General features: G+C 58.1%; 3 protein-coding genes. All 3 read right to left on the bottom strand.

Features of this window, described 5'->3' with window-relative positions:
* Positions 1-9 precede the first annotated feature (9 nt).
* The 3 genes from PKY88_08875 to PKY88_08865 all read right to left on the bottom strand — a co-directional run bounded on the left by PKY88_08875 (position 10) and on the right by PKY88_08865 (position 12,112).
* A complete protein-coding gene (locus PKY88_08875; protein ID HOQ05311.1) occupies positions 10-4,977 on the bottom strand; it encodes a glycoside hydrolase family 127 protein in 4,968 nt (1,655 codons plus the stop codon).
* Positions 4,978-5,133: 156 nt separating this feature from the next.
* On the bottom strand, positions 5,134-9,945 hold the full coding sequence (locus tag PKY88_08870; protein HOQ05310.1) for a family 43 glycosylhydrolase: 4,812 nt from the start codon (positions 9,943-9,945) through the stop codon (positions 5,134-5,136).
* 40 nt (positions 9,946-9,985) lie between these two features.
* Complete coding sequence (locus PKY88_08865; GenBank protein HOQ05309.1) at positions 9,986-12,112, bottom strand: carbohydrate-binding protein; 2,127 nt, start codon at positions 12,110-12,112, stop codon at positions 9,986-9,988.
* Between the last annotated feature and the right edge of the window lie 318 nt (positions 12,113-12,430).

Genomic DNA, 12,430 nt, shown 5'->3' with positions numbered 1-12,430 from the left:
AAAAAAGATTCATTGAAACGGTTCGATTTCCGGAGCCCCCGGACGAAGCAGACGTACATCATAAAGGCCGCCGGCCAGCCAGCGTTTGGCGGCAAAACGAACCGTCAGCCGTTTGCCGGCGGCAGCCCGAAGAATCTCGGCGGGGATTGGATAGCGTTTTTCGATAAAGTGATTCGGTTTTTCGCCGGTCAGCTGCTGGGTCGCAATGACGGTGCCGTTGACCAGGATGTCAAATTCCCGTCCGCGGTCATCGCCGGAATAGGTGACGGAGAGGATGACTTCCTGGGCTCCCCGGGGATCCAGGGTGTATTGAATCCAGGAGCCGTGGCGCCAGCGCCGTCCGTTGTGAATGCCGGTTTCCAGCCCCTCCCCCTGCAGGTCGTGCTCGGTTTCGGGCTGCTGCTCACCCGGGGCCACCCAGTCGAGGGTTGCCTCTTCACGGGCCTGTCGGGCGCGCTCCTGAGCGGCCAGTTTCTCCCGTCGGGCCGCCACCCGCTCCGCTGTCGTCAGCTCCCAGTACATTTGATAGCGCTGCTCATGCAGACGGAAAAACGGCATCAACAAGAGCCCTTGCGGTGCAGGGGGTTCGATAATGTCTTTGATTCGAAAGTGCAGCGGTCCGGCGGAGCGGTCCTCTGCTATATGCTTCAGCAGCCCTTCTTCTGTCGTTAGCAAAACGGGGACACGGTCCAGCGGCACCATAGGCCCGTGGGCGACGTGGCCCATCCGGCTTCCGTCGGCGAACAAACCATCCAGTCGGTCTGTTCCGGCCGGCCGGACCAGAACAATCGGCCCGTACAGAATCGCTGCCCAATCGGAGCCGTCCGGAAGACGCTCTGAGTGCAGGTGCATCGGAAGGTCCACCTCCACGGTGTCGCCGTCCTTCCATTCCCGCCTGAGGGCGGCATAAGAGGAAGGGACAGAGGACACATCCATTCGCTGGCCGTTGACTTTCACGGCAAATTCGCCCGCTTTTACCCAGTATGGATGACGGATATACAGGGTAAAGTCCGCCGGCTTGGTCAGCTGCAGAGAGAAACGCGTTCGGGGCTCATCCGGAAACGATGTCTCCTGTTTGAGCACCAGTCCCCTGTCCGGCGCCGTGAGCACCGACGGAATAAACAGGTTCACATACAGCCCATCCTGAGCCCGGGTGTAAATAAACCGTCCGTACCGACCGGGATTTTCCATCCCCGTTCCGACACAGCACCAGAAACACACCTCCGGCTGCGAATACACCCGATAGTGCTCCGGACGAATCGGCGTAAAATACACATAGCCGGGTCTGCGGGGATGAATCGAAGCCAGAATATGATTGTACAGGGCGCGTTCGTAATAGTCGGCGTACTCGGCCTTCGGCTCTGCTTCAAAAAGCGCTTCGGTCAGCCGAAGCATATTATACGTATTGCAGGTTTCGGGCCCTTCACGATGGGCAATCATTCCGCTGAAGTCCTTCGGGTCATTGAAGTGCTCGCTGACGCTGTTGCCCCCGAAGGCCACAGTGCGATTGCGGGTGACGGTTTCCCAGAAAAAACGGGCCCCGGTGTGCAGTTTTTCATCGCCGGTCAGGGCCGCAATTCGCTGCATCCCGACAATCTTGGGAATCTGGGTGTTGGCGTGAAGCCCCGTAAGCCGGTCCTGACGGTTTTCGAGCGGCTCGAAGATTCTGCGGTGATTGAATTGTTTGGCCAGTTCCAGGTACTTGCGGTTTCCGGTGAGCTCATACAGGTCAGCCAGGACCTCGTTCATCCCGCCGTGTTCTGTATCGAGCATCTGCTGCATCTGCTGCTCATTGAGGCCCGCGACGACCGATTCGCACCAATCGCCCAGTCCCGTCAGCAGTTCGAGGGCCCTGGAGCGGCCCGCGTGCACATACGCATCCCGCAGACCGGCAAACATCTTGTGGACATTGTACCAGGGGACCCATTTGGTGCGGAACAGGTCGATGCGGCCTTCGGAGACGCCTTTCCAGAACGGACGGCTTCCGGGGACGCCGCCGATATATCCATTTCCGTTGGCCTTTTGAATTTCGGCCAGCTCCTCGAGCATATAGTCAAGACGCCGCCCAAACTCGCTGTCCGGGTCGGCTCCGGCTGCAATCATCAGCGAAAGGGCCGACAGGTAATGTCCGGCGGTGTGGCCGTCCAGGCCGCTGCTTTCCCAGTTGCCGTAGGGAGCCGCCTTGGGCTCTAACCCCGCCTCCCGACGGTACGGGGCCAGCAGGCGGTCCGGTTTATGTGCCAGCAGATATTCACGATTGGCCCGGACGGCTTCGGAAAAAGGGCTCGGCAAAAGCCGAACCTCCTTCAGGGGAAAAAAGCAGGATGAGACGCTGCTTTCCTTTTTGGGCGGGACGGAAATGCCTTCTTCCGTCTGGGTAATCGGTTGAATCGTCCCGTCCGGATTGTAGTACAGGTATTCAACACAGACGCTTCGCCGTCCGGTGGCGGGCCCTAAACCATTGAGCGTGAGCGTCGCATTGTGATAGAAGAAATACCACTGTCCCTTGAATTCAACAATCCCGGGGTGGATGGTATAGCTGTTTTTGGCAAAGCCGGTCAGGATGCCCTGATAGGTCCACGGCCCGGTTACCGCCGGAGCGGTGGCGTAGCAAATCTTTTCCGCCGTGCCCTGATGCGCAAAGGCCGCATAGGTCAGGTAGTAAAGATTGCCGCGTTTGTGAAGCCAGGGGCCTTCTGTGTAGTAGGGCAAATCGATTTTCTGAATCTCCCCATCGAGCTCAATCAGGTTGGGCTTGAGTTTGACCAGATAGCAGTCGCCGTTGCCCCAGCACAGCCAGGGTGTGCCGTCGTCATCGATGAGTACGGTCGGGTCGATGTCCTCCCAGGGGACTTTGGAGTTGGGCGTCATTTTGTCGTAAACCAAAGCACTGCCGCGGGCATCTTTGAACGGTCCGGTCGGGCTGTCTGAGACGGCTACCCCGACGGCCTTGCCGACGTGCGGCGGGCCGTGCTGAACCGTGGCAAAGAAATAGTACTTGCCGTCTTTTTTGATGACCTGGGAGGCCCAGGCATCCCCCACAGCCCACTGGAAGTCCGTGGGCTTCAGGACGGTCCCGTGGGCGGCCCAGTTTTTCATGTCCTTTGTTGAGTAGCACAGCCAGCCGGTCATATTGAACAGCTCGCCGTCTTTGGCCTCGTCATGGCCGACATAGACATAGAGGGTGTCGCCGTCCGCCAGCGGGGCCGGGTCGGCGGTGAAGGCATCCCGGAAAATCGGATTGCCTTGGATTTGGAACGTGGAGCCCTTCGCCAGCGGCGGCGGGAAGGGCGACGCATCGAGGCGGACGTGGGGTCCGACGGTGGCGCCCAGAAACAGAGCGTCCGGAACCGAGAAGGAAATCATTGCCGCATCGGCGTTTTCCAGCAGGGTCTTGCGTTCTTCGCCGGGGATCTGGTAGCGGAAGGAACAGACGGCCTTGTCGGCCTCAATGGTCAGCCGAACGGTCTGGGCGGCGTGCGGGTCAACGGAGGCCAACTCGCTGGTCTGGCCGCGTTTGACGCATTCCACAAATATACGCGGCTTGCCGCCGACGCGCCGAACCGCAAAGAAGTAATGATGGCGTTCGTTCATAAACAAAGCCAGTCCGGCCGAGACGTTGTTTTCTTTGGGGACTTCCACAGTCACTGAGGCGGTGTAAACCGGATGACGGACGCGCCGGCCCAGAAAACTCGGGTTGCCCGTGCCGGACAGTTTTTCGTTCTGCGGCGTCAGCAGAAGCCGTCCGGCATCGGTGTCAATCTGCCACCAGGTTTGTTTGGGCTGGCGGAGCATAATCCATTCGAGCGAGAGGTCTTTCTGTTTGAAATCATCCCGCCAGGAAAACGAACCGGTGTAGGGAACGGCAGACGGCTGGACAGAGACGCCGTTGGGGGATTTGACAATCAGCGGGACCCTTTGGTCGGTCGGCAGGATGGTCGGCCAGTCGTCCTCGGTCCAGGTAACAGGCAGCAGGAAGGTTTCTCGGCCCATAGGCGACAGGCCCCTCTGATAGGGCCGGACGGCCAGAAAGACCGCCCACCAGTTTCCATCCGGACCGATTTCAAGGTCGGCATGGCCCGTGCAGGTGACAGCGCCGAGGACTTGGGGGTCTAAATCGCGCTGGGTGAGAATGGGGTTTTTTTCCCAGGGGGTATAAGGGCCGTCCACACTGCGGCTGCGGAAGATAACCTGAGAATGTCCCGGGCCCGTGCCGCCTTCCGCACAACAAAGGTAATACCAGTTCTTGCGTTTGTAGATGTGCGGGCCTTCAATCCAGATGGGTTTTTTGGTGATGTCCACGCCGCCGTCGATGAGCATCTTGCGCGGGCCGACCATTTTCAGATTTTTCCAATCAAACTCCTGAATCCAGATGGCTCGATGGCCATCGTACTGCGGCGGCCCCTGTGGGGCATCGTTGTTGACAATCCAGGCCCGGTCATCGTTGTCAAAAAAGATGGACGGGTCAATGCCGCCGAAGTCCAGTTTGACCGGGTTCGACCAGGGGCCGGCGGGGTTTTGGGCGGTAACCACGAAATTGCCCAGATTATCCACCATTGTGCAAATTACATAAAACAGCCCCTTGTGATATGTGATAGCCGGGGCAAACAGTCCGCCGCTGGTTCGGCGAGACGTGTAGTTTAACTGCTCCGGGCGGTGAATCACGTGGCCGATCTGCTTCCAGTTGACCAAATCTTTGCTGTGAAAGATGGGAAGACCGGGAAAATACTGAAATGTTGAGTTAATCAGATAGTAGTCGTCTCCGACACGGCAGATGCTCGGGTCAGGATGAAAGCCGGCCAAAATCGGGTTGCGGTAATGTCCGGCTTCGAGGGCGGCCGGTGAGGTAATGTCCTGTCCGCTGTACTCAAACTGCTCAAAGGCAATCGGAGCGGCGGCAAAACCGACGGCAGACAAACTCATCAGAAGCCAAAGCAGACTTACGGCGGGAACCTGTGCAGGCAGCGTCCTTTTCATAAAAAACCTCCATTGTTTCTAATACATCCTTTTGTACCAACGATACAGCCGGAGAACGGCTCAGGCAACCCTTTCTCCGGCTGATTTCTATTTCTCCTGGTTTGTTTTGAAATCGACGGTCCTTGTCATAGGCCAAGACGAAATCGGGTTTTCCAATCAGAAGGTTTTCATCCAGTTGGCGGCCAGTTCCGTCAGCTCCGCCAAATCAATCCGGCAGTCTCCGTTTCGGTCCAGCTCGCAATGAGTGTCCAGCCACAGAGTGCTGAAGGCCGTCAGGTCTTCCAAATTGATCGTCCCGTCGCCGTTGAAATCTCCGTAGAGCCAGTGTCCGGTCACGGTGATTTCATCGACAGCAATGTCTCCGCGGGAACCGCCGGCGGCCGCGGCCCGGATGCGAATCCGAATCGGGCCGCTAAAACTGCTCAAATCGACAACGGCCTTGGTGTACGGCTCGTTGATGGATGTATGCTGCTGGCCGGTGCGGCTCCAGACGCCGTACTGCCAGGTGCCGTTTTGTTCCACATCCACAAACAGCGAGCCGATTTCTGCGCCGTACATGTGATAATAGAAGGTCAATCGGCGCTGTGTGCCGTACAGCACAGGGCTTTCGAGAATGGCCGTATCACCGGGCATATATGCCCAGCCCGGCGAGGTCTCCAGATACGCATACCACGTGGTTCCGTTGGCTCCGCCCGAAGGCCCTGTGTTGGGTGTCAGCGTTTGGCCGGAATTGCGGAGCCAGTCCTGATTGTCCGCGCCGGTCAGATTGACCCAGGCGCCGAAGCCGCTTTCAAAATCAGCGGATGTCAGGACGATAACCAGCGGGTCCGCCGGCGTGATGGACACTTCGTTGGAATAGCCGCTTTCATAGCCGTCGGTATCCGCTGCCGTGATCACATAATAATACGTGGTGTAGTAAGTGATTGCGCTGTCTGTAAACGTCAGGCTGTTCAGCGGGGTGCTGTTGAGCCGCGTATAGCCGCTGCCGGGGGCTGCGGAGCGCCAGACGTAATATCCCGCCAAATCGCTTTCTGTGTTGGCATTCCAGGTCAGCCGCACGGCGCCGCCGATGTCCTGCGCCGCAAGACCGGTCGGAGCGGCCGGCGGGTCGGCGGGCGTGACGGCCTGGGCCTGCGCCGAGTCGGCGCTGCTGCCGACGCTGTTGACGGCGCTGATGACATAATAGTAAGGGGTCTGCTCCGACAGGCCGGTGTCGCTCCAAGAGGTTCCGGAGACACTGGTCAGATGGGTGTACGGGCCGCCGCCGGTCATTGACCGTTTGATGTCATAATTGGTGGCGGTGTCGGCCGCGTTCCAGCTGAGATTGATGCGGGTGCCGGAAACCGCCGTCGCCGTCAGGCCTGTCGGAGTCGGCGGAGCCGCTGCCGGAATCTGTTCTTCATACAGCCGGGCGATTTCAAGATCGCTCAGAGCCCTCGAGTAGATGCGGAATTCATCGATTCGCCCGTTCAGATACGGGTCGGCTGCGTACTGTGAGCGGCCCAGATAGTTCTGTGTTGTATTGCCCAGCGAGGACGGATTGAGCGTCATCGAAGTGTTGCGTCCGACCTCCTGTCCGTTGACATAAAGGATGCCGGTGCTGCCGCTGAAGGTAACGGCCACGTGGGTCCAGACGCCGGTCGGCAGGGCTGACGTGCCGTTGATGCGGCGTTCCCCGCCGGCACCGCTGGTGGTAATGGCAAACCGCACGGTGCCGGAGGTGTTGCTGTGCCGCGGCGTCAGGAACATGTTGACGGTCGTGCCGGTGCCGAAGTCAAACACCCGCGACCAGGTGCTGACGGAATTCAGGTACACCCACAGGGAGATGGTGCAGTCCGTCAGGCCGTTGACGACGCCGGCCGGCAGCGTGACGTGGTCGTTGGTTCCGTCCAGATAGACCGCATTGCCGAATTTGCCGGTGCCCCAGGTCGGGCCGTTGACCAGCGTGCCGTTTCGTCCGCCGCCGGTGGCATCCGCCGCCGTCGTCCCGCTGGTTTCATTGAACCGCAGGTAGGTGCGCACGCGGGCGGCACTGGCTTCCGCACTGTCGGCGCTTTGACCGCTGAGCGTGTTGGCGCTGACCACATAGTAATAGGTCATCCCCGGCTCGACTTGAGTGTCGCTGAATGCGGTGCCCGTGATGTTCGTGCCGATGGTTGTATAAGGCCCGCCGCTGACGGTGGAGCGTTTGACAGTGTAGGACAAGGCGCCGGGAGAAGCCGCCCAGGTCAGGTTAATCTGCGAATCGACAATCGCCGTCGCTGCCAGTCCTGTCGGAGCCGCCGGCCCGTAGGAGTCCAGAACAATCGTCGTCACCGAAGACGGCGGCAGAACCACCGGCGAACCCATGGGACCTAGGGCCTGGAAATACTGGGTTCCGACGGTCTGGAAGACGCTGGAGGAATTATACGCAAAAGAACCGATGTTCAGATCGGCATACAGGGTTTCCGTTTCCAGACGGTTGATGAGCACTGCCACGAGCCGTTTGCCGTCGGGGGATAAAAACGAGGATGCCAGCAGATTGGAATGTCCGCTGGACGACTGTGTGCGGCGGAATCCCGGCTGGACATAATAGGAATAATGCTTCATCGACCAATAGGACGGATTCAGCCAGTATCCCTTGGGATTTGTCCAGGAGCCTCCTGTTCCGTAGTAGCTCCAGGGGAACTCAATCTCCACCAGACCAATATCGCCGGGCCAGACCAGACACCAGTGGTTGTAGCCGCTGACCTGTTCAACGACAAGACTGTTGTGAATCAGATTGGCAACAGGAATCAATCCTTTGATATCCCCGAATTCCGTCATAAAAATCGGCTTGCCGGGAAACTGTGTGTTGCGGGTATTTAAGACGGTTGTAAAGGCGGTGTTGTATCCGTCCGGTGTTCCGTCGGTGCTGCCGCCGTAAAGGTGGTGGGCAATGCCGTAAAAGGTGTTCGGATTCAGGTAGTTCAGATAATTGCGCAGACCGGCGGCGTTGCCGTACAGGCCCACACATTCCGGGCTGAGCAGTTTGGGCGGAGAGGCCATGCTTTGCAGCCGATTGAACACGGCATCTTGAGCCAGGGCATAGCTGGCATACTCGGCTTCCGTCGGATCAAAGCGGCATGAATCGTAATCCGCCGTCCAGTCCGGCTCGTTCTGGATGGTAATCCAAATGGGGTTGACGCCGCGCGAGATGTAGTCCTGAAGAGACTGATACCAGTACTCGGCGAATCCCGCATAGTCGTATTGGCCGTTGACCTGAATGAGTGTGCCGCCGCCTCCGGTCTGGCCGTTGCTTTTCAGGTAAGCCGGCGGCGACCAGGAGGACATCAGAATCGGCACAGGCCGGCCCAGCCGCTGATTGGCGGCGGCCGCGATTTCATAAGTAGCTGTATCCTGACCATCTGTGCCCCGCCACCAGTTGCCCACCCGCAGCATTGAAAGATTCAGTCCGGCGAAGGCGTGGGTGTAGATTTCGGATTTGTACGGATGAGCGGTCACCCAGCCGTTATAAAAACAGATGGCGCCGCCCAGACCCTCGATGGTCTGATAGAGAATGGCCGGATTGATGTTGACGGAGACCATCGTCAGCGGCTCGGTCTGAAACTGCCACCAGTCCAGATTGAGCAGGTCGCCGCCCGCCGGTCCTGTAAACTTCAGATACAAATCATGCACACCGGAGGCGCCGTTCACATTGCAATAGACGGTTGTCCAGGTCTGCGGTCCGCCGGTGTTGGGAACCGAGCAAGTGCCGATCAGGGTGCCGCTCAGAGAATCCAGCCGCAATTCGATGCCTGCGCCGGTTTTCGTCGAGGCGACGCGGGCTTTGAAGCTGCCGGCGCCGGTGCCGAAATCCACACCCCGAAGCTGAATCCAGTCGCCGTTGTCAACAGCGGTGATGTTCATCCCGCCTTCCGAACAGACCTGCGTGCGAATGCCGCTCTGCTGAGCCAGGGTTTCCCCTTCCACTCGGACAAAGGGATTGAGGTATTTCAGCTGCGGCAGCCCATCCTGGGTATGAACGAGCGGCTGGATGGTGCCGTCCGGGTTGTAATACAGCCGGTCCAGACCGATATTGCGGTGTTCCGTGGTGGACACTCCGTCTATCGTCGCCTGATAGCGGTTGTGATAGACGCAGTACCATTCGCCCTGGAATGTGAAAAAGGTATGGTGGTTGTTGTTGCCGTAGTTGTACGGGGGCTGAGGGACCGCGACACCACGATGGGTAAAGGGGCCCATCGGGGCCGAAGCGGTCTGATATGCAATCTGGGAGGAGGGAGTTGAATCTTCATAGTTGTCAGCATAGGAATAGTAGTAGGTGCCGTTGTATTTGTGCATAAGTGAAGCTTCAAAGAAGTCCGGCGCTTCAATGGATATGGCTGAGCCGACAGGGTCCATCATATTTGTGTTCAGCTGGATTATGCGTCCCTGATTGGCTCCGCCGCCGCCGAAACACAGGTACGGCGTGCCGTCATCATCCACAAACACGCACGGGTCAAACATCCAGGTGCTGCTTGCCCCCGGCGTGGAGCGGGTGACCACCAGTGCGTTCTTCGGAGCGGTAAACGGGCCGGTCGGCGAATCACTCGTCACGACGCCGATACCCCAGTACGCATCCCCGAAATACAAATAGAACTTGTTGTTGTGATAGACGATACAGGGGGCCCAGGCAGTGCCGGAATACCAGGAGGACAGCTCGTCTGCATCAAAGACAACGCCGTGGTCCGTCCAGTTTTTCAAATCATCCGTGGAGAAACAGGCGATAGAATCCATAATGTAGCCGGTGTTCTCGCCGTTTTCCTCGTCGTTGGAACAATACACATACAGTCGTCCGTTCCATTCGACGGCCGTCGGGTCGGCGGCGTAGTGCTGCGACATAATCGGATAATCCGCACGCAGCAGACCGGACAGGAATCCCAAAAGAACAGCGGCAAATCCAAAGATAAAACTTTTCCGGAATCGATCGTCAGTTTTTTGAAACTTCATAATTCCCCCATTTAAAGGATATCTGTTGTCAGCATAAGAGTCAGTCCTCCAGCCAGGCGGCGGCCAGGTCGGCAAACTCCGTCAGGTTGAGGATGCCGTTGCTGTCCCGGTCCAGGCCGCTGTGCGGCTGCAGCCACAAGTCGGCAAAGGCCGACAGGTCGCTTTTGTCCACGATTGTATCGGCATTCAGGTCGCCGTATCGAATAAACTGCCACCAGTTCAGATTAAAAAGATAACCGGTGCCGCCGGTAAATCTCAGATACAAATCGCGGATTCCTGAACCCCCGCTGACCGCGCAGGAGCGGGTCTGCCAGGTCTGCCAGCCGCCGGTGTTGGGAATCGGACAGGTGCCGATGAGCGGGCCGCTCGGCGAATCCAGACGAAGTTCGATGTTTCCGCCGGAGGTTGCCGAAGCCGCCCGAACCCGAAATGAAACCGCCCCGCGCCCGAAATTCACTTTTTTATAGACCAGATAATGGCCGTTCTGGATATATCCGACATCCAGGCCGCCTTCGCTGCAGGTCTCCGTCTGGGTGCCGGATTTTTCGTCAAAGTCCTCCGCTTCAATTCGACGAAAGGCCGAACGAGGCGGCGGCGAGTCAAAAAACTCAAACCCGTCCACATCCACCCAGCCGGGACTGGCGGCGGTATTGGGATTATAACAGAACAGAGCATATTTTTCGCCCTGAAACGTACCGGTCTGCCAGTCGAAAGCCAGCGGAAACTCGCCGCCCAGCGGCGTCCAGCTCTGCCCGTCCAGACTATAGGAGCAGAGCCCCTGGTTGGTCTGAAAATTCAGGTCCGTTCGAAGAAAGAGGATGTTCGCAGCAATCGGAACGGAAGACACACGGGTTTCGGTTTGAATGCCGCTGGTGGTGTCCTGCAGGACATTCATCCTCAGGAAGAGGGCTCCGCCTGCATCGCAATGAACAGCGATGTGGGCGCTGTATTTACCGAGTGTTCCGAAGCCGCAGATGTCGCCGGGCTGCAGATTCTGCAGGTCCAGCTTGACCTGGCCGCGGCTCCAGGGTCCCTGGCCTTTCTGGGTGAGTGTGTTGCGGGCGGTCCAGAAGCCCGAGGCCCGGGTCGGACGCAGCCGAAGCCAGCCGGGCCGCTCTGTCAGCGACCAGCGGCTGTTGTCCGGGTTGTGGTTCCACTGCCATTGAAGCCCCAGAACGGGCAATTCGAAATCATCGCTGGTCGGCGGCTGAATGATGGGTTTGCCCTGAATCGGTTTGGGATACGTCGCCGCCATTACATCCCGCTCGGCCGGTGTGCCGAAGACCGGCCAGTCATTCTCCCAAAAGACCGGCCCGATGCGGGTCATCCGCCCGATTGCTCCGCTGTCCTGCATCACGAAGCCGTACCAGTTATCATTGTCATCGATATCGACAATAGCCCCCTGATGGCCGCCGGTCGTTGCCAGCAGACAAATGTGTCCGGTTTCCCACGGACCGAAAATGCTGGTTGCTCTGGAGCAGCGGAGCTGGAACGGCCAGGTGCCGGGGTTGGCGTTAAACAGATAATAATAATTGCCGCGTTTGATGACGTGCGACCCCTCGCCGCCGCCGTTGACGACATTGTTCGTCTGGGCGACCACCGCCGAATAATTCGAGTTGAGCGTCAGGACGGAAATCCATCCTGACCCATAGAAGATATATCCCGTTCCGTCGTCATCGATGAAAAATCCCGGGTCGTGGGCGCCGCGGTCGAGCTGATGGTAATTCCACGGCCCTGCCGGGTTGGAGGCATAGTACACCCGGGCGCCCGGCGCTCCCCAGGGATTGACCACAATATAAAACATTCCGTTGTAATAGCGGATGCTCGAGGCCCACATTCCTTTCCGATAGGCCGTCGTTTCATTCAGCATATTGTACTCGGGTGCCATATCGAGGAAAGAAGCTGCGTGAGAAAGAATCTCCCAGTTCACCAGGTCTTCGGATCGCAGGACGGTCAGACCGGGTGAGTCTGCAAAAGTCGTAGTGACCATATAAAAATATTGGCCGACCCGGATGATATCCGGGTCAGGATAGTCCGCGTAAAGAATCGGATTGGTGAATGTGCCGTCGCCGTTGTCAGACTGCCGGCCGCAGCAGATCGCTGCATTAAAAGACGCGAAAAAAAAGAGAGAAATGACTTGGAAAAACCGAGCTCTTTTTCTGTTCATAAACCCCCCATTTGTGGAGTCGAAACTGTCTTCTTTTTCTTTTTCTCCTGCCGCCTGTCTTGAAACGCCCATTTGGAATTTTCTATGTCTTCTTTGAATCCGGAAGGCACCGCCCCGGCCTTGTTTGCCGGAGCGGTGCTTCGAACCGTTTTACAAGAAGACAGAAAGCGGTGTCCCCGGTATGAACCGCTTACGGATTCGGATAGATCCGGTCATCTTCCAGCCACCGGGCTGCAAACGCTGCAAAGTCCGCCAGCGTAATCCGGCAGTCGCCGTTGGCATCGTACATACCCATGTCGTAGATTTCGCGGTTGCAGA

Source organism: Anaerohalosphaeraceae bacterium, from assembly GCA_035378985.1.
Lineage (GTDB): Bacteria > Planctomycetota > Phycisphaerae > Sedimentisphaerales > Anaerohalosphaeraceae > JAHDQI01.
The sequence above is the reverse complement of the archived record's forward strand: the minus strand, read 5'-3'. Positions and strand labels throughout refer to the sequence as shown.

What these genes read in the sequence shown, in the direction of transcription:
- PKY88_08875 (HOQ05311.1), bottom strand. Translation starts at nt 4,977, where the DNA reads ATGAAAAGGACGCTGCCTGCACAGGTTCCCGCCGTAAGTCTGCTTTGG.
- PKY88_08870 (HOQ05310.1), bottom strand. Translation starts at nt 9,945, where the DNA reads ATGAAGTTTCAAAAAACTGACGATCGATTCCGGAAAAGTTTTATCTTT.
- PKY88_08865 (HOQ05309.1), bottom strand. Translation starts at nt 12,112, where the DNA reads ATGAACAGAAAAAGAGCTCGGTTTTTCCAAGTCATTTCTCTCTTTTTT.